Raw genomic sequence first — 22,199 nt, 5'->3', positions numbered from 1 at the left:
GAGCACGCTCGGGTTCGCGTCCTCAGTCTTGACGAGTTCGGCGGGCGATCACGGAGTTTCCGCGGCTCTGATCATCGCGTCACTGTGACGCGCATCTCCTCGCTGCGCGTCGTGCCCGCGGCGTTCGACAGCTCCGCATAGAAGACGTGCTCTCCGATGCTGATTCCAGTGAGCGAGGTGATCACGTGTTGGGCGGTCGGGGATGCCGCTGACAGGTTTTGAGAGTCAACGAGCTGGCCGTCCTGGAAGAGCTTGTATTGGGTTGCGTTCGTTCCCCAGTGCAAGTCAGTCGAAACGGTGAAGCTTCCACCTCCGTGCCAGTTGTCGTTCGAGATGGCGGGTGCGCCGGGATTCGCGGCGGTGACCTGCACCGTAATCTCGCCCGAGTGGGTGCTCCCAGCTTGGTTCAGAAGGGACGCGCTATACACATACGTTCCGTTGGGTTTCCCCGCGACCATCAACGATGCGCTCTGTGATGCCGGTGTCTTCGATGTCAGTTGCTGGCGTCCGATCTCGACACCATCCTCGTAGAAGACGACGGCGCTTGCATTCGTTCCCCACCACATATTCATCACCAGGTTGAAGTTGCCGTCAGCGAGACCGCTTGCCCATCCGCTCGTCGAGGACAAGGCCGGCTGGCCCGGGGCTGTCGTCGCTCCATCCTGAGGCAGCGACGGCGCTTCAAGAGCCGCGATCTCAGCGATCTGCATGCGGTAACTGTTCCTGTCGAGTGTGTTCTTTCGGAGGGACGTCCCAGTGATCTTGATGAACTTGGCTTGCGTCGGGGGAATGGTAAAGGCAACGGGCCCGGTGGGCTGCGGCGCGGCAGTGACGGTCTCGGCTGTCGTCCATGTGGAGCCGTCGGTTGACAGTTCGATGGTGTAATCGATGGGGAATCCGTACCCAACGTTCCCGCCGTCGTCGACGGGGTAGAGGATGAGCTCGGACAGCAGCGTGGTCGCGTTGAGCTCGAGTTGCACCCACTCGGCGTGGTTCGATGTCAGCGTGTTGTTGCTGGTCCATCCCATGCTGCTGGCGCTCGAGTGCATGTCACCATCGGCGACAGCCCCGAGTGACCATCCGCCGCGATTGTAGGTGGTGCTCGCGGTGACGACTGCGCCGACGGCAATGTCAGCTTTTGCGACAATCGACGGGTCGCTCGTGCCGTTGTGATTCGTGGCGGTGACTTTATAGAAATACGCGGCTTCCGCAGATTCGGGCTGGTAGAGGTAGGCCGGCGCCACGACGCCGGTAGCGATCGGCGTGTACGGCCCGGAGAGGACGGTGCTCCGCAGCACCGTATAGGTAGTGGCGTTGTCGGCGGGTGCCCAGGAAAGGCGAGTGGTGCCGCTCGTCGTGACGACCATCATGTCGGTCGGAGTGGACGGCAGCGCAGTGAAGGCTTCATCGGAACCATAAGCTCCGCGGTTGGGCGCCGTCGCGCTGACCACGTTTCCAAAGAAGTCTTCGGTTGGCGCGTTGGGCACGACCAATCCAGTGCCGATCGCGGGTGACCCCGGCTCAAGGGCGTATCCCCCGACAGTTCCCAGGCCAGTGCCGCCGGTGCCGGGGCCGATCCACTGCGGGTCGGCCGTGATGGCGTTGGGGTCGGACGGCTCTCCACTGGGATGGTTCCCGTAGAAGACATTGTTCGACGCCGAAACGGGCTGGCCCCAGTTGTAGCCGCCAGAGCCCAGGTTGTAGATGATGTTGTTGTCGAAGCGGACCGTTGGCGTTCCTCCGCCTGCATTGGAGTGAAGGTACGTGACGTCCGCCCTGCTGCCAGCGGGGATGTACACGCTGTTGTTGTAGATGTGGTTGTTGGCGCCGCGGGTGTTGCAGCCGAAGGCGAAAGCGCCGTGGGATTTGGTGCCGTCATTCTGGCTGATGTTGTACCGCCACGTGGTTGAGGAGTTGCCGCAGAACAGTACTCCGCCTCCGACGTTGTCGTGGCTGTAGTTGAACTGCCCCAAGATGTTGCTGGTGAAAAGGTCGACGTCAAACCCTTCGCCGTCCCCTCCGCCCTGCCTCGTGCCGTACGCCTCGTTGTATTGCATCACGACGTTTGTGGATCGGGTCGGCCATATCCCGGCGTTGGACCCTTGCACGGTGCCCGTGCATTTGGCGCATCCGGACCAGACGTTGGCCTCGGCGCTGACGTTGTGCTCGATGAGTCCGCCGTTGACGCCGAACATCAGGATGCTGTCACCTTGGGCTCGCGTGACCGTGTTGTGGTCCATTGTCACGTTCGTCAGGTATTGGCTTTCCCAGATCGTGCTCCAAGACACGATCCCGGTGCGCCCAACTTCGGTGACGGTGTTTCGCGAGATGGCCACGTTGTTGTAGCTGTCGGTCTTGGTGGCGCCGGTAGGGGCGACGAGCACGACGATCCCCCCGTACTGGTGGGGGTCAGTTCCAGGAAGGGTGTAGGGGTTGCTCGACACATTGTCGACGACGTTGTCTTGGATGATGATGTTACTGAGTGTGCCGGCGCCGGTATTCAGAACCAGGATTCCCGCGCGATAGGTGTCGTCGACTCCCGCTGCCGCGAGGTTGGTGACGTGCATCTTCTCGACTACCCAGTCGTGCACGTTGGTCAACTGCAACGCGCCGGTCTTATCGGCGGTGCCACCGCCGCTGATGGTGGGGAGGTCACCGTCGCCATAGGCGGTGATGGTTATCGGCGACCCGAAGGAGCCAGAGCCGGTCGGCGCGAGCCTGCCGGCGCAGGTTGTTCCTCGTTTGAGGAGAATCGAGTCACCCGGTTGGAAGTCGCCGTGGTCGTTGACTGATGTCAGGGCGTTCCAGGGGCTGGACTCATCTCCCGATCCGTTCGTGGGCAGGGAGCAGTCGACGTAATAGTGTGTGCTGTCAGCGGATGCTGCCTCGGCACCCACCGTCGCGTCTAAACCGGCAACAAGGGAGACGCCAACCAAGGCGGTCGTTGCCAGAACTGCCAGATGTTTGAATGATCGCTTCATTGCGTCTCCGTACGTCGATGAGTTGGGTACCTGCCCGTGGCGGGCAGACTGCTTTAGGGGGTCGTCGAGTCTTGCTTGGTCCAGTCATCTACAGCCGCGAACTCCGCGGTCACTACGTGGAGGCCTCCACCGACTGTCACCTCGTCCGCTCCCGGTAGCTGAACGATGGCTTCGATGTTGTCGGGGATTTCACACGTGACCACGAGTTGATCGCTCTCGATGCGCCACTCGACGGAAATCCGTCCGTGGCGTGTGGCGAGCGTGGTTTCGGCGTGAGTGATTCCGCCTCCTGGCTGCGGCGCGATGAGCACCTTCTCGTACCCGGCTGCTGCGGGCGCAAGTCCGCCGACCACACGGTGCATCCAATCGGCCACCGCACCGAAGGCGTAGTGGTTGAAGCTGGTCATCTCGCCCGGATTGATGGTGCCGTCAGGCAGCATAGAGTCCCAGCGCTCCCAGACCGTGGTTGCTCCCATTTCCACTGCGTACAACCAGGATGGGCAGTCCCGCTCGGTCAGGAGCCGGTATGCCGTGTCGAGATGGCCCGTTCGGGAGAGCGCCTCAGTGATGAACGGCGTGCCGGCGAAGCCGGTAGAGATCCGATAGCGGGATTGCTCGGCAAGTTCGGCGAGCCGGTTCCCAGCGAGCTGCTCGTCGGCCAGGTCGAGCAATCCGAACGCGATGGCCAGTGCGTAGACGGTCGTGCAGTCGCTGTGTACCCGTCCTTGCTCCACGTAGTGCTGGTTGAAGGCTTGGTGCAGCTGGTCAGCGAGATCACGGAACTCTTTCGCATCATCGCCACGTCCCAGCACCAGCGAGATCTTTGCCATGAGGTCGGCAGACCGGTATGCGCAGGCAGTGGCCACAACTCCGGGGGCGGCTTTCGCTCCGTAGGGGTTCTCGGGCGGCGCATCCGGGTCGAGCCAGTCGCCGAACTGAAACCCCTTGTCCCAGAGTCCGCTCGGAGACAGTCGCGACCGGACACGGCGGACGTGTGTCGCCATGGACTCGTATTGAGTGGTCAGGACCGTGTCATCGCCGTACGCCTCCCACAGCGCCCATGGGACCCAGACGCCAGCGTCGCTCCAGAACGCCGTGGCGTCAACGTCAACGAATCCATCCACAGGCGGAAGGTATTTGAGCACGTCGGGAACGACGAATGGGATCACGCCGCCCTGGTGGGTCTGCTCTGCTGCGACGTCACGGAGCCAATCGCGGAGGAAGGGATCGACGTCGTAAAGAAAGGCGGCCGTGGGTGCGAACGCCGCGATATCGCCGGTCCAGCCAAGGCGCTCGTCGCGTTGCGGGCAATCCGTCGGCACGTCGACGAAGTTGCCCCGCATCCCCCACACCACGTTCTCGTGGAATCGGTTGAGAAGCTCGTCGGAGCAGCTGAACGTTCCGATGCGGTCCATCTCTGACCCGATGACGACCCCGGTGAGAGCGGACGGGTCGAGCACACCCGGCCAACCTTCGATCTCGGCGTACCGGAATCCGTGGAACGTGAACGTGGGTTCGAACTCGTCCTCGCCGCCGCTGAGGATGAAACGATCGGTCGCCTCCGCGCTCCGCAACGGTCGGGTGCCGAGTTCGTTCGCCTCAAGAACCTCGGCGTGACGGATAGTGATCTGGGTGCCGCGCTCTCCTTGTACACGAACGCGAATCCAGCCCACGAAGTTCTGGCCGAAATCCACCAGCGTCTTCCCCGCGGGCGACGTCCACACAGATATCGGCTGCAGCTCCTGTTGTGCGGATATCGGCGGGCCGATGTAGGGCTCGAGGAGATCGAGGTCGAAGTCGACCTCGTGCACGCCGCCCCATTCGGCAACGTCGAACCCGGGCCTCATCCAGGCGTCATCACGTCGACGGGCGTCGATGGTCTCTCCGTTGTAGAGGTCGTTGACCAGAACAGGGCCTTCGGCGGCAGCCCAAGTCTCGTCGGTGACTATGCGTTGTACCGCACCGTCGGCGTATACGATCTCGAGTTCGGCGAACGCGGCCAGTTCCCCGCCGTACACGGCGTGGGAACCTGCCCAGCCGAGAGTGCCGCGGTACCACCCGTTGCCGAGTGCCAGTCCGAGAACGCTCGTCGGCTTGAGGAGCTCGGCGACATCACTAACCGAGTAGCGGACCCGCCATTCGTAACTGCTCCAACCAGGCGTGAGCAGATCACCGGAAACGGGCTTCCCGTTGAGCGTGGCTTCGACGACGCCGAGCGCGGAAAGGCTCAGTGTGGCCGAACGCACCTCTCCGTGTTCGTCATCGAGGGAGAATTCTCGCCGGAGCAGAGGTGCTCCGTTGTGGTCGAGGTCGGCCGCGATCATGCGGGCGTGCCAGGTCATGGTTTCCTTTCGCAGCGGCTGACACCGCCACCGATCGAATCGTTGGCGCACCCAGCCGCCGGCGCAAACCGCCGTGCGGCTGGGTGCGAAATTCACTACTTGTCCTGCGCCGCCTCGAAGGCCGTGTCCATTGCTTCGAGCGTCGACTCAGGCGTTGCCTGACCGCTGAACATGCCCTGGATACCGGAGTACATGTCGTCCTTCAGGGAAGTGCCCGTCGGCCACTGGTTGTCCGGCCAGCCCGAGATCTTCTGCGAGTTGATGTAACTCAGCGCGAGGTCGGACACCTGGGTGTCCTGCTTGAGGTCACCCGGCATGGCCGCGGTGTCACCGTAGGCATTCGCGAACGCGATCTGGGTTTCCGGTTCAGCGAGGAAAGCCACGAACTTCTTGGCGAGCTCCACGTTCTTGGCCTTTGCGGTCACGGCGAGTGCTGGACCGACGTTTGCAGCCAAGTAGGTGTCGTCCGCGTTGTCCGTCGCCGGGAAAGCAGCGTACTGAATCGCCGTTCCTTCAGGAGCGAGCGCCTGAATCGAAGCGGTTTCGGCAGCCACCGTGACGGTCGCAAGGGTCGAACCGCTGGCTACCGCGTTCTGCACTGTGGCGTACGGAGTGCCCGCGGGAGACTCGTTGAAGCATCCCTCGGTGCCCATCTCCTCGTACTTGTCCATTGCGGTCTTCCAACCGGAGTCTGAGAACGTGGCCGTACCGTCATCCTGCTTCTGGATGAAGTCAGGGTCTTCGGCGTATACGAGGGTGGCAACCAGCGCGTACGGGATCAGCTGTGTGGTCCATGCGTCCGAGAGCCCGAGACCGTACGCGACCTTGCCGTTCGCCTTCGCATCGGCGCAGAACTGAAGGACCTCAGGCCAGGTCGTCGGAATCGTCATTCCCACGCTCTCGATGGCCGTCTCGTTGTACACGCCTCCGATTGACGAGAACGTCATCGGCACTGCGACGAGCTCTCCTTCGGAGGTCACCAACACGCGCTTGGCGCTCTCAGGGACGGTGTCAGCCCACGGCTCGTCGGAGAGATCGGTGAGTTGGCCTCTGTCGCCAGCAACCTGTGCACTGATTATGCCACCGGAACCGGGCTGGATCACGATGACGTCGCTGGCGTTGCCACCGGCGAGCTGTGTGCCAATGATCTGGCCGTCGGGGTCAGTAACGTTCTTGAGTTCGACCTTGGTGCCGGGGTTGGCCTCTTCGAAGAGCGCGGCCGCGGCCGGGACACCTTCTCCGCCGTTGAATGCGACGCTGATCGTATTCGAGTCTTGCGGTGTGCTCGCGCATCCGGCCAAGGCCGCTCCCGCGAGGCCGAGCACGGCCAGAGCAGACAATGCGCGAATGCGGCTCGATGTCGTCGATGACATGTGAGTGTTCCTTTCGGTTGGTAATGATGAGGAGTGAAGAGATAAAGAGGCGGGAAGTCTCAACCTTTGAGACCGGACGCGAAGCCGCGGATGATGAACCGCTGCATGAAGAAGTACGCGATCAGGATCGGGATGATCGAGATGATCAGGGCGCAGAAGACCAGCGGCCACTGGGCCGAGTACTGACCGACGAAGCTATAGACGGTGAGGGGTGCGGTCGAATTCTCGCTTCCGGTGAGATAGAGGAGCGGGTTGAAGAAGTCATTCCAAGTGGAGAGTGCACTCAGGATGATGATGGTTCCGGTAATCGGCCGCAGCAGCGGGAACACCACCGTCACGAAGATTCGCCACGGCACCGCCCCGTCGATCCGCGCCGCTTCCTCGTAGTCTTTTGGAAGGTCGCGGAGGAAAGCGGAGTACAAGAAGATCGCGAACGGAAGGAAACTGGATACGTCGATGAGAATCACGGGCACGATCGAGCCGACGACGCCCAGGCTGCTGAATTGCAGGTAGAGCGGGACCACGGCAAGCTGCCCGGGCAGCAAGAAGCCAACGAGGAATGCATAGAAGACGCCTCGCGACCATCGACGGGTGATACGAGTGATCGTGTACGCCGCCGTGGACGAAAGTACGATGACGAGGAATACCGTGATGGTCGTGATCACGACGCTGTTCAGCATCGCAGGTCCCATCCCGGACTCAGTCCAAGCTGTGCTGAAATTGCCGAAGTTCAGTGGCCACGAGAACCCGAACGGGTTCGTCGGCGCCCCAGGCGTCTGCAACGCGACCGCGACGAGCACGAGCAGCGGGATCAGGAAGATCAGTCCCGCGATGATGAGCGCGATCTCCAAGATCAGTGTGCGGAGCGTGTACTTCTTCATGTCAAATCCGCCTTCCGCTGGGTCAGCCGATACTGGGTCACCGCGATCACTCCGACGATGAGCGTCAACAACACTCCCTGGGCCAGCGCTGTCGGAAACAAGTTGTACTGGAACGCCGTCTTGTAGACGATCGTGGCCATGGTCTCCGTCGAGCCGGCAGGCCCACCGTTGGTCATCGCATAGACCGTGTCGAACTGTTTCAGGTTCCCCGTTAGAGCCAGGAGCACGTTGATGACGATTGAGCCGTTGAGCAGCGGGATGACCACGCTGAACGTGCGGCGCCATGCACCGGCACCATCAAGCGAAGCCGCCTCAAGGAGGTCCTCCGGAATCCCCTGCAAGCCGGCGAGGTAGATGACCATGCTGTAACCGGTGCCTTGCCAGATGATCGCGGCGCAAATCGAGAACAGAGCGATGTTCGGGTTGCCCAGCCAATCCTGCGCGAGGGAGTGAAGGCCCATCGAATCGAGCACGGTGTTCACGGTGCCAGTGGGACTCAGCAGGTATTTCCAGAGGAATCCCGCGACGATGGGGGTGAGCACGACAGGCAGGAAGAAGACGAGACGCAGCACGTATCTGGATTTCACGGTCGTGTTGAGCCCGAGCGCGAGAACAAGGCCGAGCAGGTTCTGCATGACGGTAACGATGAGGGTCAGCAAGAGCGTGTTGCCGATCGCTCGCAGCGACGAACTGTCGGTCAAGACATCGATGAAGTTCTGCACGCCCACGAAGTCCCAGACGGCTCCGAAGCCGTCCCAGTTGGTGAACGAGTAAAAGAGACCTTGGATGTTTGGCCAGAGTGTTATCGCCCCATACACCGCCAAGGCCGGGATGACGAACCAGACGGGAATGCGGACACGCGAGGCCCCAGGGCGCTGGCGCCTCTCTACCTTCTGAGACATCAGAACTCCGTGACCAGAGGCCGGCCCTGGAGGTACCCGATCATCGTCAAAACGAGGAAGTTCCAGTTCTGGAATCCCTTCGTGACGATGGGCTCGCCGTTGTCCGGGTTGTAATACTCGTGGAGCACGCCGCTCGTTTCCAAGTCGCGGCCGAACAGGGCAACGGTCTTCTCAGCGAGCAGGCGCGCATCGTCGACGTACCCGTACTTCACGAGTCCGCGGAAGACGAGGTAGTTGCTGATGCCCCATATCGGCCCGAGCCAGTTGGACGGGTTGTTGGTGGCCCGCAGGTCGTACATTTTCTCCAACCGCGACAACGTCCGCACACCGAAGTTGGCGGAGAAGGTACGCTCGTCGCGGAGCCGGGCGACCATCCGTTCGGCCTGCTCCTGGGAGACGAACCCAGCCCACAGGGGCATGAAACTCGACCAGTTGTCGATACGCAGCAGCAACGACGACCAGGCACGCGGCGCGCCGCCATGCAACCAGTCACTCTCGTCGATCGGATTCAGAGCGAGATCAACGCTGTAGTAGGTACCGTCTCGTTCGTCCCAACAGTGGGTGTTGATCGAATCTGCGAGGTCCTGCGCTTTCCGACGCCAGATGTTTGCCTCTTCGAGCTGGTCGAGCTCCTCAAGCAGATGGCCGTATGCGAGGAGCTCGCGGTAGAGCAGGCTGTTGAGGTAGATAGACGCGGTCGACTTGTCCGGCCTGTAGAACACCGACGGGTCGTTGTCCACGCCGATCGCGAAGTCCGTCTGCCAGTAAGCGAGCCCGGTCCCAGCGTGGATGTGGCTGTCCATGTACCGGTTGATGAATGCTCCGAGCTTTCCCATGTGGGGTCGAAGCCACTCAGCATTCCGTTGGCGCTGCGCGAGCATTGCGGCGTGCTGAGCAAGCACCGGCTTGTGCATGTTCTGAGCGAAACCGTTGAGCCGGGAGCCGTCACCATGCGAGAACGGGCCTTCGGGGTTCAAACAGATCGGTATGACGCCGTCAGCGTCGGTCTGGTCGAGGAAGTTGAGGATGCTGCCTTCCTCATAGGGGAAGAAGCGACCCGGACTGTCCGAAACGGATTCGACCTGTGCAAGGACAGCGCTGATGGTCCACGAGTCCCAGTCCCAGAGGGCGGTGGAGTAGTAGGGGGCGTCGGGCGCCGATGGAACCGTATAAGGGTGGGCGAGGATGCCGGCGGGCTCTCGCATCATCAGTTCCGAGTTCTTGATGATGTAACCCTCAAGAAGACTCATCCATCTGTCCAGCATCTTCGACTCCTCGTTGAGATCCGTGCGTGCAGCGCGGCGTGCGGCCGTCTGCATCAAGCTTTTGGCGAGCGTAACTCAAAAAATGGATCGATTCAAGTCCGCAGTGAATTTGAGCATCTACTCGCTCACGTAAAGGCGCTTGCCTCGCCTTGGATCGGTTCAAGTTTGTGAGTACGATGGCAGTATTCAGATGATTGGACGAGTCATGAAGAACTTGCCCCGTAAGTGCGCGATCATGGTGGGATGAGCAGTACATCGAATGACGGTCCGAAGAAAGACGGTCCGACTGGACGCGTCGCGATCAGCGACGTCGCGCAGCACGCGGGAGTTTCCCGTGGCTCAGTGTCGAACTTTCTCAACCGCCCGGATCTGCTCTCCGAAGGCATCCGGAAGCGCATTGCCGATGCAGTCGACGAACTCGGATTCGTTCCCAGTGATGCTGCTCGCCAGCTTCGCTCTGGTCGCAACTCGGTCATAGGGTATGTCGCGTTCGAGGTATCGAACTCGTATTTTGGTGCCGTCGCTGATGCCATTGAGCTGGCCGCTCGGTCGGCGGGCTACACGGTGATGATCGGTAACTCCCTCGGCTCAGAGCAGCGCGAACGCGAGTACTTGAGGCTCTTCGAGCAGCAACGCGTGGGAGGAGTGATCGTGGCACCGCTTGGTGATATCGAGGAAGAACTCGCTCGCATGCGGCAACGGGGCACACCGAGCGTCGTCGGCGGTCGCGAGGCCAGAGCAGCCGATCAACCCTCAGTGTCTGTGGATGATGTGGAAGGGGGGCGTCTCGCCACCCGCCATCTATTGGAGACCGGCAAACGCCGCATTGCTTTCGTAGGCGGCCCCCTGGGCCTCCAACAGATCGCCAGTCGGTTCGAAGGCGCGATCGAAGCAGTCCGCGAGGTACCAGACGCAACACTCGAGATGATCGCCGCAGAGCATCGGACCGTCGTTGAAGGCCGCAGGATCGGAGAGATGCTGCTTCGTCGCGGCCCAGGTCAACAACCGGACGGCATCTTCGCCGCCAATGACCTGCTTGCGATGGGTGTCATGCAGGCTTTGGGTATCGACGGTGGGCTCACGATTCCTGCCGACGTTGCGATCATCGGCTACGACGACTCCGATTTCGATCAAACCGCATTCGTGCCGCTATCGTCGATTCGGACACCCCACAGCGCCCTCGGTGACGCGACGGTACAACTGCTGCTCAACCCCAACACGACGACAACTGGGGGAGACGGCCTCCACATGGTCTTCAAGCCCGAACTGGTAGTGCGGTCGTCCACCAGTTTCGATCCGCGCCCAAGTAAATAGCCGCGTCGTCACGAGTTGCCGATCTTACGACGGAAAGCCGCGAGGCTTATCATGCGTGGTCGTCTTTCACGCTACTGGAGCCACACCGGTTGACTTGATACCCCGACCAGGTCGGAACGTCAGCCGAGCTCGTCCGCGACGGAGGCGGCGACCGCGTCGGCGTCGCCGGTGATCATGACCACCTGCACGCCCTGCTCATGGAGCGCCTCGACGGCGCGGCGCGACTCCGAGCGGATCTCATCCGCCGGATGCACCGGCGACCTGACCATCGACGAGCACGTGGAGGATGATCGCCCCCTCATCGCGCCACTCATCGGTCACCGGCAGCTCGGAAGCGTGCTCCTGCTCGAGCATGTACGGGCCACCCACCTGCATCACGCGGCCGTCGACACGTGCCCGGACCCAGACCGCCGGGACGACTCAAAATCGGACGAAGACGGGACAGCGAGAGCCTTCCCCTTCGCCGCGTTCACGATCGCGCGAGCGAGAGGATGCTCGGAGTCGGCTTCCGCAGCGGCAGCCCAGGCGAGCAGCTGGCCTGCGCGATCTAGCAGGTCGGGCTCGATGCTGTCCATCATGTGGCGGCCGATGCTGCGAACCGTGCCGATGAGCAGCACCGTGATGGCGACGGAGATGATGAGTCCCAACGGAGCGGCCCAGTTGCGCATAACCGCGTCCGCGGCGAGCGTAGAGTTGTCACTTCACAACCGAGGATGCTGTCATGCCCATGCTGCCCGCCGCCGAGCTCGCCCGTCGACTGACCGACGCCCTTGGCCCAACACTCGTAGCGACCCTCGCCGGTTCGAAGGACACGCAAGGCCCGATCGAGTGGAGCCGGAGCGACGGTGCTCGCCCGGACCGCGAAGTGATCCGACGACTTGACTGCGCGGAGCTGGTCTGGCGGATGGTGAGCGATGCCGAGGGCGCCGATGTGGCACGGTTGTGGTTCGTCGGTGCGAATCCGTTCTTGCGCGGTGAGGACACTGTGATATCGGCTATCCGAGAAGGCCGGTTTCAGGAAGTGAAGACGGCCGCGCAGGCGCTGGTGGACGATTCCTTCAGCGGTTAGCTTTGCGTGCTCGTTCGCGAGCGACGATCACCTGAAGCTCGGCCACCATCTCGGCCCGCGCATCCTGCGGGCTGAGTTCGCCGACGAGAATGCGCCGGGCGCGATCGAGAGACTCAACGCTCGGTTGCTGTCCTTCGAGTTGATGCCCTATTTCGATCGCGGCAAGGTTTCGGTCTACCCCGGGTGAAGTCAGCGGCAAATCCTTCATCGTTCTCCTCTCGTCGGTCGAGCTGCAGTGCGCGGATCTTCCTGTCTTGGCCTTTCGATCCTCTACGGGCGTCGGGGGCCTATGAGGAAGGTAATTCTCTCTGAAGGAAGACCCAATCGGAGCCACTGCGAAGGGGACAACAGCCGATCGTCGAACTCGAGATCGGGATGCGGGGCCGTCATGAACCGGTAGAGGTGCTCAGGGCGCCACCCTCTCGGGGCAGATCGGGCTATATCGCTCGGTCGGGGCAGTACGCCGCAGGGATCATTGAACTGCCAGATCGGAAAGCGACGTTTCCTGGCGATCTCGAAGTAGTAGAGTTCCCCGCGCTGAGCACGACGACGAATCTGTCGCAACCCTACCCGGAGGTGCCACGCCGTTTCGTCGTCACTCCAAGAGTCGATGACTGCCTCGATGCGGTCGCGGTATGGCTGATTCAACCGCTGCTTCTGACTCGCACTAGCACCCTCGGAGTCTCTCGACCCGTCGCGCCGAGGTAGCGCGTCCTGGGGCTGTTCCGTTGGCTGAAAGAGGTCGACAGGGTGCTTACTGAGTAGTTCAACGGTCACCTCAAGTAGCGCCGCGACGAGCTTCCAGTCTCGATGTGTGGCCACTGCCGCTTCAACGAGCAAGTTGAAGGGTTCGATCAGGTGATCTACCGCCTCCGCTCTGGACAGCACATCGCTGGCTGAAAGCGATTCGTTCGATTCAGGCTGCATGTTGGTCGTCACTAGAGCGCCTTACAGAGAGTTCAGGATCTCAACGATTCGGGTGGGATCGTCCCCGCGCATGAGCCACTGCGCGGGGGAGAGGGTCTCGCCGGCGATACGCAGTGCGGCGTGAGGGGTGAGCATGAAGTCATCGACCTTCGCCGCAGTCCACTCTTCCGGGACAACGGGTGAGACGTATGCGATTCCGGGCATCACTGGCAGCTCAGGTCGGCACGCGAACTGCCAGGCTGGGAACTCTTCGAAGCTATCTCCGGCCACGGCCTGGAGGTAACCGCCCTTCCGTAACCTCTCGAGGTAGGCCGGCGTGATGTTGAGAAGTGAGATCACCGCTTGGCGGTCGAGCGGTGCGTTCGAACGACGCTGTTGGTTCGACGGCCGAGCGGAGCCTGCCCTGGGAGACGATGTTTCATCGACAGCTCGCTGCGAGAAGGCTTTTCGCTGATGCAGCGACCGTGATCGTTCGCGGAATCGTGGTCCGACCCGGAGGCTGCGGGTGACTTCTCTGTCGAAGCCGATGTATCCGCGGCGCCGCCATTCGATCGCGACATGTCCGCGAAAGCTGCCCATTGCACGTCGTCGTTCCATGACATCCCAGTCGCGGGGCAATGGTGCGGGCACGCCGCGTGTCTCGGGGAGGAGATGCTGGAAGAGTTCTCGGAAGGTGGGGCCCTGCCCGTGTCGGCGTCGGTACTGAGCGATGAAGACAGCCGCTGCCAGAGCCCATTCCTCCGCAGTGTCATCTCCCGTGAAGTCCTCGAAAGCGTACTTCCAGGCTGCGGGCGGGGGGAGCGTCGCTCCACGCCACCACGTGGCCCAAGGTCGGTTCGCCATTTCGCCGTCACAATCGCAGTCGCATGCGTCGGGCCTGCCCTGCGGTGCGACCGCTGTGTGTCCGTAGGGCGGGCAGCACACGTGCAGAGTGGAGGTGATCCGGCAGAAGTCGATTGTTTCGTATGGCCAACGAAATTATGGCATACGCGTAAGCCCATACCGGTAAGCGATACTCGAAACGCTAGAGATGTGACTGGGCGAGGGCAAACGAGCGATGCGGATTGGGGCTCTTTCGCTCAGAACCTTGGCGTGCGGTTGCGCCAGCTCCGACAGGAGGCTGGCTTGAGTCAGGAAGAGGTGGCCTCGCGCGCTAACCTCAGTCGCTTCATCTACCGCCAGTACGAGAGCGGCGAGTCGAGGCGGGGTGAGCCGATGAATCCGGCGTTGCGTTCGATCATCGCCATCTCGCAGGTTTTTGAGGTGTCAATAGACGCGCTACTTCCGCACCCTTTCCCGGATCTTCGCAACCGCTGAGACGCCCCATCGTGGACGAGGTTAGGGCGGGCCTGCGTTATCAATCGGGTAGCGTGATCGGGTTCAGTTCGCCTGGCCGCAGACGGAACTTCGGTGCGTAACTCGCAGGGACCCCATCGCCGCCACGGTCCCACTCGTAAACCACCACGTCGAGAGTGTTCAGCAGGGTGCCAACGAGGACGGCGATGGGCAAAGGTGCGTACAGGAGCAGGTGAACCTGGGCGTTTCTGTTGCGTGCACTCGCGGAGCGGACTTCGGCGGCGATCTCATGGGCGAGTTGGTCCCCTTGTGAGCTGGGAATGTGTGACTCCCGATCGTGTCGTTCGACGTGCACACGTTCGCTCCAGCCACCGCTGCGAGCCAAGGCATCATAGGCGCCACGGCTCGCCGGCTTTAGCAGATCCACGTAGACGAGAACGGGGCCTGTCGACGCGCGAGCTGAGCTTGACACCTCGACGAGTGTCGGCTGCATCGACATGCGGTGGCGGCTGACGCTCCACAGCCCGTCATCGTTGGCGAATTCGATGGCGGGTCCGAGAGCTAGGGATGCGCCGATCGCGAGCCCGAAGCTCAGGTGGGCCTGCCCTCGGAAGCGTATGGTGCCAGCGGTGTGCTGCCGGAGTGCGCCAGCTGCGACGTGAAAGGTGCGTTGGAAGATTTGTTGAGCCGTTGCGCTGACTTCCCGTGCCTCTGCTCTGTCCCAGCAAAACGTCAGATCGGCCGCTTCCGCATACTCGGCGGTCGGCTCCGCTCGCGTTGTCAGGCTCACCTCTATGTGGCCTCTTGTGCGGATCGACGGCGCCAGATGGTGCAGGCGTTGGCGCAGCATGTCAGCTGCAAGCTGGTCCGTTTGGTCGCCCTTGGAACTAGAGCGGTATTGCTTCAGACCGCTTAAGTGGTGGCGGAAACGTCTGAGAATACGGTCGGAGAGACGGCGAAGTAGGCGGTCAGGTTCGGCATACACGCTGCCCTTCGCATGACGAATAGCGTTGAGCACGCCGAGCGTGAAGTTTCCATCGTTGCTGAGCTGCCGGATCCTCGGCCATTCGATGTTCTTCACGACCGGGCTCTTGACGATGTCGTCTGTAACGACGAGCACAGCACCGGAAAGGCCACTCGCGAGAGCCTGACTGATGACCCTGACCGTGTCGCCCGGTGGCAAGTCAGTCTGGTCGTGCCATACAGGGAGCCCTGTTGCTCGCAACGCCCAAGCGAGGCGGGCAGCGGCGGGGCTGCCGTCCGATTGTCGATAGGAAATGAAGATAGCTGCGCGCGGCCGAGGAGTAACGAGCGGTGGCCTGGCTGTCATGATTCCTCCATCACAATCTGTATACCGTGGCCGTCGGCGCACCACCATGCCGTCATGAGCCACCCAGGTCCGCTGGGCGACACGATCAACGAAAGGACTCCGCTACTCAGCCCAGCGTTGGGGTCTTGTTGAATCCGTTGGTAGGTCGATAGGTCCTTCGGGCTGGGGTGTGCGGGTCCCGTGGGATGGGTATGCCACTCGCCCACCCATTTAGCGCCTGACCGAGCGGCCTCTTGGGCTGCAAGGTTCTGCGAGTACTGGAGATCGCGCAGGAAGAATGATTTCGTGCGTACGGCTCCTGGTCCTGGCCCTCCGGCAACCGTTAGGCGGAGGGGATCCGAGTCTCCGAGCAGAATCCCGCCGGTCTCGTACCCGACTGGGGCCGCAGCGGACTCCCGTCGGATTGCGTCGAGCACGTTCGATGAGAACATCACCTTCAGGTGATTGAGCATGTTGGACATCCTTCGAGTGGAGGGTCGGCAGGAAGCCACCGGATGTCGCCGGCTCGACTGATGTCGTAGGGAGATGGGGCTGCGCCTGTGGGGCGGAGCCCGACGATCGCGGATTCTCCGGGCAGCCGCTGATCGCTGAAACCTTCGGCTTCCAGAAGGGTTGAGATGGATGCCTTGGCCAAGAGCCGCGCGACGATCTCGAGATCGGTTCCGATGGCGGTCATCGGAAGATGGGCGCTTCCGGTGCCGTAGGGGTTTTCCATGGACGCGTCCAATGCGAACAGCCCGGCCGTTGCGCGCCTACGGCATTCTAGGCAACCGTGCGATTGAACTGGACGGAATCGCATGATCTCCCCAAGTGCTCCATCAAGCAGAACGCAACCGAGCATCGCAGGGATCCCGAGGCGTCGAGCAATGTGGACGATCGTTCGTCGGGGAACCACACCGTCGGTCGCCCCGATGATGACATCCGCATCAGAGAAGGCATCGCGAATCTCGTCCGTGTTCCAGAGGACGTTCTTTGCCATCCCTTGGACGGATAGGTCGGGAAACGACTTCTCAAGTTTCTCGGCAAGAGCGACCGCTTTGTGTCGCCCCACATCCGAGCGAGGCAACTGGTGCCTCACGAGGTTGTGGAACTCGAGCCGATCTGGATCCACGAGTGTGAGGCGCCCTACGCCGTGATTCGCGATGGCCTGAGCAGTCGCGGAACCGATGCTTCCGATGCCGACGATGGCGACGTGTTTTGTCTTCATCCGATCGTTCGGCCAATGATCGCCAAGGGTCGCCAGTCCCTCGTCATCGCGCTCGACATCCACTCCTACCGGAGTCGCTTGTTCCTCACTCACTGCCCAGGCGGTCCATTCCGGGGCTTCCGGAGGGCGGGGCGTCACTATCAGGACGAAGTATGCAACTCCACTTCCAACGTGCCAAAGGTCCCCGGGTAGGCGCTGGCGCAGCTCCTCTACATCTATCGCACAGCCCCTGCCAGCCGCCTCACGCCAGATGGTGCTGTGCTCGTCAGTGCCGTGATGCCAGCTACCTTGCGGTCCGAAGTCCGCATACTGCAGGAAATGGCCCGTGGCCGGGAACGGTGTCATCGAGGACGTCCGACCGCCTGAGGCGACCACAATCCCGCATCGATCCGGCGCGGACCATCGCAGTGTGAAGACGCCGTCAGATCCCGGCTCCGACTCTATTGCCCGCCGGACATCGCTCGGGATCAGAAGTCTCGCGAGCGTCATCGCGTGGGCTTCCCGTAGAACTCGCCGATCTGCCGGTCTCGCTCAGTACTTGAGACGATTCCGTTTTCCGTCATTTCCGCGACGATATCGGCTTGGACCAAGCCGTACTCGAGGCGCCAGCCGGCGGCCTTAACAAGCAGGTCGACGACCGATTCCCGTCCGGTCCATGTCCGTTGCTCCTGAATCACGCACAACGAGCCATCGCCGTTCACATGCCAGCGATGCTGCGTCCTCTCCACCAGCTCCGGCATCGGGTTCATCGGGTACAGGTCGGGGATCGTCATCGGGTACGACTGCGGAAAAAGCAGAAGGACCTCCAGACCAGGCACGTCACTATTGAACTCGACTGGGGCCGGCCGCTCGAACGGCCAGAGAGGGAGCACGCCTCTCCAGCCGATACCAGCGTTTCCATCGACCGGATTGAGCGAGGGAAAAGCCTGGCTTATGGCTCTGATGTCATCGTCGAGACGACGGCTATCGAACTGCCACCAGCCGTGACTACCGGGCACCTTGAGGGGCGTCCTTAATCGAAGGCGGAGGCACACTCGACGAACTATCGCCGCCGATCGGGGCGGGAAAGTCCTCGCCGAAAACCTTTTGCCAGTGTCGCTGCGCAGAAGCGTCGTCGTTGCGACCAGCGGCCTCTATCGCGAGCGTTGCCTCATCACTTGCGGCGCTCAGTGCCTCGTGAAGGGCTTGAACGTCGAGATCCGGCTGGATAGGGCCGCAAAGACCGGCCGGGTCATGAACCCCCTCCAACACGTTGTAGGCGGCGGCGACGAAGAATTGGCGCAGAGCATTGGGGCGGTTGGTTTCGAGCGGAAGATAGTCAAGCGCGAGCGTCTCCATAACGAGAGACTTCACCTCCGTTCCGCAGTCCCGTCGCCAGTATTTGAGTACTCGAACCATGGCTCTGAACTGGTTCCAGGTGTTCTGGCGGCTCTGGACCTCGTCGATGAGATACTCGGGATTCGCGGTATCCCACCGTGCGTTTCGCTTCGATGGGATCAGGAGGGTGCCATCTTCGTTGCGCAGAGCGGGCATGACATCGACGGTGAACGGATGGTCCGCATCCTGCTCGTCGACGAAGCACTTGACGGCACGGTTTTTCGGCACGGCGAGACGGACCAACTCGTCGTGGCTACCACCGGGGTTCGCGAGCGTGTCGCGAACTAGATCGTGCACAACCGTAAGCGCCTCCTCCGCAGATGCCCCGGCTTGTCCCCATGTCGGGTAAGTCGCCTTGTCGAAGACTGCGATCAGATCCACGTCGTGGATGGGATCGAGTTGTGTACTTCGCGCCAGCGATCCGGACTTGACGGTCTCGACAACGGCATCCGCTGAGTCGATCGCATCGATGAACACCCTTTGCCGTTCGCGAGCCGCGCGAACATGCTCGGCATCCGCGTCGACAGTGCGTTGAAAGTCGTCAAATGCGGCAAAAACTCCCATGGTGGCCCCCAGACCCGTTGTGTAGTCGCATTCTACGATCAACCACCGACATTGCCGCAGAGCGGGGCCGTGCATGTGAATCCGTGCCCAGATCCAGGGGCTGCTGGCTGGACAACCGGCGGTGAGCCCTTGGCAGGATGTCGAGGTTGCTCGGAGAGCTGTGTCCCTCCCGATGGCGTTCTCGTGGACGCTTGGGCGTGAATGCGTTGAGTTAGCTTTTAGGCGATGTCGATCCCAATCCAATCCGGCGGGGATGCGGCGCTTCACCCTAGTATCGCGGTAGCTCGATCAGTTGAGTGCACGGACCTCAGCGCAGTCTGGTGCTCCGCGCTGGACGATTCTCGAGCCTACGAATCACCGCATTCGAGCGGTCCTCAGGAGGGATATCCGTGGCGCTTGCCGAACTAGTAGAAGCAGCCGGAGCCGACCCCGTTTCGAGCGAGATAGTCGCCGGTCTAGTTGTCGATGCGTGCTCAATGGTGGCGCAGCGAGTGGCGGTGTCGACGGCTGGCATCATCCGTCGCGCAGGCTCGAAACCAAGCGCGGTCGATGTGCTGCAGTGGGACGCGGGGGCGTTCATGCCAACTCTGGCGGCGCTGGCATCAATCCCTCGTAGCGGCACTAGCGCGGCAGAGGCGAAAGCGTTTCTTGCGCAGTCGAGGGTGAGTACGATCGTCCGCCAGGTGCTCGCCAGCGAGCTGCTCGGAGAGTATGAGACGCGGAAGCCAATGCTCGTTCGGTTGATGGCCGCCGCGGCAGCAGAAGCTCAATTGGGGGTCGCTGAGACCTACGCGTCGGATTTGGTCGATGCACTGCACAGGATCTCGGAGGAGGCGGTTTCTCAGATCCGATCGACCTCTAAAGCGGACATAATTGCGGAGCAGGTCGCGCGTACCATTCTGGTGCAAGCGACCCTCGACTCGATTGACGCGGACGTTGCGAGGATCGTGGGCCGCGACACGCGCGATCTCGCGAGGGACCAGGAGTGGCTCACCAAGTATCGGGCGCAGTGCGTTCAGTACTTTGGCACTATCACGCCGCCGGATACGAACCGAAGGATCTCGGTACCGCTCCAAGACCTCTACGTTCCTGGGCGACTCACCAGTGCAGGTCATGATGCAGCTGAGACCACCGTCTACCAACTGATCCCACGTCTTGACCGACACGTGATTCTCGGAGATCCGGGTGGTGGCAAGTCAACTGCCACGAGGGCGATCTCGCATCACGTGGCTCGAAACGACCGGCAGCGCGTCCCCCTTCGTGTGACACTCCGCACCTATGCGGGAGTAATGGCAGAGCAGTCGGTAGTCGAACACATCGAACGCACCCTCGGTGCCGAGTATCAGATAGCCTCCCCTCCTCCGGAGCTCATCGAGAACCTGCTCCGCGAGGGCGCCGCAGTCGTGTTGTTCGATGGGCTGGACGAACTACTCGATCCTGCTCGCCGCAGCTCGATGGCCGAGAAAGTTGAACTGTTCTCGCGGTCCTACCCGTCCGTGCCGATCGTCGTAACGTCTCGGCGGGTGGGGTATGAAGAGGCTCGGCTCGATCCAGGGATCTTCCACGCCTTCGTGCTGGGAGAACTCACTGACGAAGACGTCCGGTCGTACGTTGATAAGTGGTTCACCGTTCATGCCACAGGGCTGCAAATCAATCCTGGCGAAACGGTGAAGGATGTGGCAAATGCATTCGTGCGTGAAAGTAGGGCCATCGCAGATCTGCGAAGCAATCCGCTACTCCTCGCACTCCTTTGTGCGATCTACAAGGGTCAGAACTACCTGCCGCAGAATCGCATCGGTATTTATCAGAGGTGTACCGATCTTCTGTTTGACAGCTGGGATAAGAGTCGCGGGCTCGTGTTCAACTTCACGTTCGACGCACATCTGAAAGACGCCCTTAAACACCTCGCCTTTTGGATTTTTACTTTGGAGGACTCGCCGGATGGGGTGACCGAGCAAAAGCTCGTCGGACAGATCACCGAGTTCTTCACCGAACGGGCCTATGAGAGCGAGGTCAAGGCCCGAACCGCGGCTCAAGAGTTCATAGAATTTTGCAAAGGTCGCGCATGGGTTCTCACGGAGACGGGCCACTCCCCGAATAACCAGCCGCTGTTTAGCTTTGTGCACCGAACGTTCCTGGAATACTACGCAGCTGTGCAACTGACTCGTAAATATCCGGACCCCGATAAACTCGCGCTCCAACTGATCAAGCATGTGTCCCGCAATCAATGGGACACGGTCGCACTCTTGGCTATTCAACAGATCGACCTGTCGGTGGACCGCGGGGCCGAACTGACGATCACCAAGATGGTTCGCTCGGCTCAAGGAGCCAACCGATCGGTCGAATACAGGATCAACACGCTTTCGTTCATCGTGCGGTGCCTTCGTGACCTGCCCAGCACCCCACGTCTGCAACGAACCGTGTTTGACTTCGCGCTAAAGCTGGTCGATGCTACGCCTCGCACTTTGAGCCGCGCTCGGGGGGCCGAGTTCCATCTCGCTCGTCAATACATCCAGCTTTACCTGGGTGAGCTGTACACGCGGGCCTGGGCCCACGATCTCGGCATCTTGGATGCTCTTGTCGCCTACGTTCAGGGAAAGGCCGCCGAGCCGGGCGGACTTCTCGACGCCATGTTCGCGGCGAGCTCCGCTTTGAGAGAGTCCTCCAAACCGGAAGAGCACGATTTCTTCAAGTCAACCTTTCTGGATGGCGTCGATCGAGACCAGCTATTGCGGACCGATGCTCTCCGCGTCGGGTATTTCAGCGGAAGTCTCAGCGTTCGAGAGGTCGCACAAAGAGCCTCAAACGCAGGGTTGAGGATAATGGATCCGTGGCTGGTTCACATGGAAATGGAGATTCCTTTCATCCAAGACGAGCACTACTGCCTCGCCTATAGCATGCTGCGCCTCGATCGGAATTGGACCGACAAGCAGGTGAACGGACTCGATCGGTCGGGAGACCGTTGGATCGGCACGCTTGTCGCTGAACTGGGGCAATATCTGACAGAGGGGCACGAACCCCCCTACGCTTCGGCTGAGCTGGTGGACCAAGCACCGGTCGCTGGTTTCTTCGTGCACGTGCAATCCACTCGCCAGAAAGTCGACCCCAGCCGTACTGCGACGATCCTCGCGCTTGCTTGTCTGTTTGCCGAGCGCTCGGCCGAACGAGACGTCCTTCGCCACGCGACGCAAGTGCGGGAAGACGTGATCGACGAAGCGGCCCGGGCGCGACGGAGCGGACGATGGCCGGGTGGGGGGTACTTCGCGAGTCTCCCGCCCTCATTGTTCAAGGAGAACCTCAAAGTTTGGGCGAGGGGCGAGATTAGTTTCATCGACGACCGTGCCGGCTCCGCAGCCGGATGAGTCATTGGA

General features: G+C 61.5%; 18 protein-coding genes and 1 pseudogene. 4 read left to right on the top strand and 15 right to left on the bottom strand.

What is annotated here, in order from left to right; translation table 11 throughout:
* Nucleotides 1-71: 71 nt before the first annotated feature.
* The 6 genes from LQZ85_RS00180 to LQZ85_RS00155 all read right to left on the bottom strand — a co-directional run bounded on the left by LQZ85_RS00180 (nt 72) and on the right by LQZ85_RS00155 (nt 9,744).
* Nucleotides 72-2,981 carry a discoidin domain-containing protein gene (locus LQZ85_RS00180; RefSeq protein WP_230100323.1) on the bottom strand — a complete coding sequence of 970 codons (2,910 nt, stop codon included), beginning with the start codon at nt 2,979-2,981 and terminating at the stop codon, nt 72-74.
* A gap of 53 nt (nt 2,982-3,034) precedes the next feature.
* Nucleotides 3,035-5,323 (bottom strand): alpha-L-rhamnosidase, encoded by a 2,289-nt coding sequence (locus LQZ85_RS00175; protein ID WP_230100322.1) that lies wholly within the window; start codon nt 5,321-5,323, stop codon nt 3,035-3,037.
* Between the two features lie 95 nt (nt 5,324-5,418).
* Nucleotides 5,419-6,696, bottom strand: coding sequence for an extracellular solute-binding protein (locus LQZ85_RS00170; protein WP_230100321.1), 1,278 nt, complete (start codon nt 6,694-6,696; stop codon nt 5,419-5,421).
* Between the two features lie 59 nt (nt 6,697-6,755).
* Entirely contained in the window at nt 6,756-7,547 is a 792-nt protein-coding gene (locus tag LQZ85_RS00165) for a carbohydrate ABC transporter permease (RefSeq protein WP_230100320.1), read from the bottom strand.
* Between the two features lie 26 nt (nt 7,548-7,573).
* Nucleotides 7,574-8,479, bottom strand: a complete 906-nt coding sequence (locus tag LQZ85_RS00160) for a sugar ABC transporter permease (protein WP_230100319.1) — start codon at nt 8,477-8,479, stop codon at nt 7,574-7,576.
* Nucleotides 8,479-9,744, bottom strand: a complete 1,266-nt coding sequence (locus LQZ85_RS00155) for a trehalase family glycosidase (RefSeq protein ID WP_230100318.1) — start codon at nt 9,742-9,744, stop codon at nt 8,479-8,481. Before LQZ85_RS00155 ends, LQZ85_RS00160 begins: the two co-directional genes overlap by 1 nt.
* A gap of 243 nt (nt 9,745-9,987) precedes the next feature.
* Here LQZ85_RS00155 and LQZ85_RS00150 point away from each other — a divergent pair, with 243 nt between their 5' ends.
* Nucleotides 9,988-11,058, top strand: a complete 1,071-nt coding sequence (locus LQZ85_RS00150; protein WP_230100317.1) for a LacI family DNA-binding transcriptional regulator — start codon at nt 9,988-9,990, stop codon at nt 11,056-11,058.
* Nucleotides 11,059-11,180: 122 nt separating this feature from the next.
* Here LQZ85_RS00150 and LQZ85_RS00145 read toward each other — a convergent pair.
* Nucleotides 11,181-11,594: pseudogene (locus LQZ85_RS00145) on the bottom strand (HAD family hydrolase); the annotation flags it as partial.
* A 185-nt stretch (nt 11,595-11,779) separates the two neighbouring features.
* Between LQZ85_RS00145 and LQZ85_RS00140 the strand changes: the two are divergent.
* Nucleotides 11,780-12,127, top strand: coding sequence for a hypothetical protein (locus tag LQZ85_RS00140; protein WP_230100316.1), 348 nt, complete (start codon nt 11,780-11,782; stop codon nt 12,125-12,127).
* Here the strand turns inward: LQZ85_RS00140 and LQZ85_RS00135 are convergent.
* The 3 genes from LQZ85_RS00135 to LQZ85_RS00125 form a co-directional block, all read right to left on the bottom strand.
* A complete protein-coding gene (locus tag LQZ85_RS00135; RefSeq protein ID WP_230100315.1) occupies nt 12,117-12,335 on the bottom strand; it encodes a hypothetical protein in 219 nt (72 codons plus the stop codon). The genes LQZ85_RS00140 and LQZ85_RS00135 overlap by 11 nt on opposite strands.
* 62 nt (nt 12,336-12,397) lie before the next feature.
* Entirely contained in the window at nt 12,398-13,066 is a 669-nt protein-coding gene (locus LQZ85_RS00130) for a hypothetical protein (RefSeq protein ID WP_230100314.1), read from the bottom strand.
* Nucleotides 13,067-13,075: 9 nt separating this feature from the next.
* Nucleotides 13,076-13,684 carry a hypothetical protein gene (locus LQZ85_RS00125; protein WP_230100313.1) on the bottom strand — a complete coding sequence of 203 codons (609 nt, stop codon included), beginning with the start codon at nt 13,682-13,684 and terminating at the stop codon, nt 13,076-13,078.
* On the opposite strand from LQZ85_RS00125, the gene LQZ85_RS17835 reads away from it, so the two are divergent.
* Entirely contained in the window at nt 13,613-14,371 is a 759-nt protein-coding gene (locus tag LQZ85_RS17835; RefSeq protein WP_355705562.1) for a helix-turn-helix domain-containing protein, read from the top strand. The genes LQZ85_RS00125 and LQZ85_RS17835 overlap by 72 nt on opposite strands.
* A gap of 40 nt (nt 14,372-14,411) precedes the next feature.
* Here the strand turns inward: LQZ85_RS17835 and LQZ85_RS00115 are convergent, their stop codons facing one another.
* From LQZ85_RS00115 to LQZ85_RS00100, 5 genes are all read right to left on the bottom strand, one after another.
* The gene (locus LQZ85_RS00115) at nt 14,412-15,680 is read right to left on the bottom strand and encodes an SAVED domain-containing protein (RefSeq protein WP_290368284.1); all 1,269 of its coding nucleotides are present in this window, start codon (nt 15,678-15,680) and stop codon (nt 14,412-14,414) included.
* Nucleotides 15,677-16,111 (bottom strand): Mov34/MPN/PAD-1 family protein, encoded by a 435-nt coding sequence (locus LQZ85_RS17905; RefSeq protein WP_355705775.1) that lies wholly within the window; start codon nt 16,109-16,111, stop codon nt 15,677-15,679. Before LQZ85_RS17905 ends, LQZ85_RS00115 begins: the two co-directional genes overlap by 4 nt.
* A gap of 5 nt (nt 16,112-16,116) precedes the next feature.
* Complete coding sequence (locus LQZ85_RS00110; RefSeq protein WP_230100310.1) at nt 16,117-16,950, bottom strand: ThiF family adenylyltransferase; 834 nt, start codon at nt 16,948-16,950, stop codon at nt 16,117-16,119.
* Nucleotides 16,951-17,372: 422 nt separating this feature from the next.
* Entirely contained in the window at nt 17,373-17,885 is a 513-nt protein-coding gene (locus LQZ85_RS00105) for a hypothetical protein (protein ID WP_230100309.1), read from the bottom strand.
* Entirely contained in the window at nt 17,875-18,828 is a 954-nt protein-coding gene (locus tag LQZ85_RS00100) for a nucleotidyltransferase (RefSeq protein ID WP_230100308.1), read from the bottom strand. The genes LQZ85_RS00105 and LQZ85_RS00100 overlap by 11 nt, the downstream gene beginning before the upstream one ends.
* A 389-nt stretch (nt 18,829-19,217) precedes the next feature.
* Here LQZ85_RS00100 and LQZ85_RS00095 point away from each other — a divergent pair, with 389 nt between their 5' ends.
* Nucleotides 19,218-22,190, top strand: coding sequence for an NACHT domain-containing protein (locus LQZ85_RS00095; protein WP_230100307.1), 2,973 nt, complete (start codon nt 19,218-19,220; stop codon nt 22,188-22,190).
* Nucleotides 22,191-22,199 lie beyond the last annotated feature (9 nt).

This window comes from Microbacterium sp. Bi98 (genome assembly GCF_918698045.1).
Taxonomy (GTDB): domain Bacteria; phylum Actinomycetota; class Actinomycetes; order Actinomycetales; family Microbacteriaceae; genus Microbacterium.
This window is presented reverse-complemented; position numbering and strand designations above follow the sequence as displayed.

Coding starts and splice junctions, on each gene's coding strand:
- LQZ85_RS00180 (WP_230100323.1), bottom strand. CDS start 2,981: ATGAAGCGATCATTCAAACATCTGGCAGTTCTGGCAACGACCGCCTTG.
- LQZ85_RS00175 (WP_230100322.1), bottom strand. CDS start 5,323: ATGACCTGGCACGCCCGCATGATCGCGGCCGACCTCGACCACAACGGA.
- LQZ85_RS00170 (WP_230100321.1), bottom strand. CDS start 6,696: ATGTCATCGACGACATCGAGCCGCATTCGCGCATTGTCTGCTCTGGCC.
- LQZ85_RS00160 (WP_230100319.1), bottom strand. CDS start 8,479: ATGTCTCAGAAGGTAGAGAGGCGCCAGCGCCCTGGGGCCTCGCGTGTC.
- LQZ85_RS00155 (WP_230100318.1), bottom strand. CDS start 9,744: ATGCTGGACAGATGGATGAGTCTTCTTGAGGGTTACATCATCAAGAAC.
- LQZ85_RS00150 (WP_230100317.1), top strand. CDS start 9,988: ATGAGCAGTACATCGAATGACGGTCCGAAGAAAGACGGTCCGACTGGA.
- LQZ85_RS00140 (WP_230100316.1), top strand. CDS start 11,780: ATGCCCATGCTGCCCGCCGCCGAGCTCGCCCGTCGACTGACCGACGCC.
- LQZ85_RS00135 (WP_230100315.1), bottom strand. CDS start 12,335: ATGAAGGATTTGCCGCTGACTTCACCCGGGGTAGACCGAAACCTTGCC.
- LQZ85_RS17835 (WP_355705562.1), top strand. CDS start 13,613: ATGTCCGCGAAAGCTGCCCATTGCACGTCGTCGTTCCATGACATCCCA.
- LQZ85_RS00115 (WP_290368284.1), bottom strand. CDS start 15,680: ATGACAGCCAGGCCACCGCTCGTTACTCCTCGGCCGCGCGCAGCTATC.
- LQZ85_RS17905 (WP_355705775.1), bottom strand. CDS start 16,111: ATGTTCTCATCGAACGTGCTCGACGCAATCCGACGGGAGTCCGCTGCG.
- LQZ85_RS00100 (WP_230100308.1), bottom strand. CDS start 18,828: ATGGGAGTTTTTGCCGCATTTGACGACTTTCAACGCACTGTCGACGCG.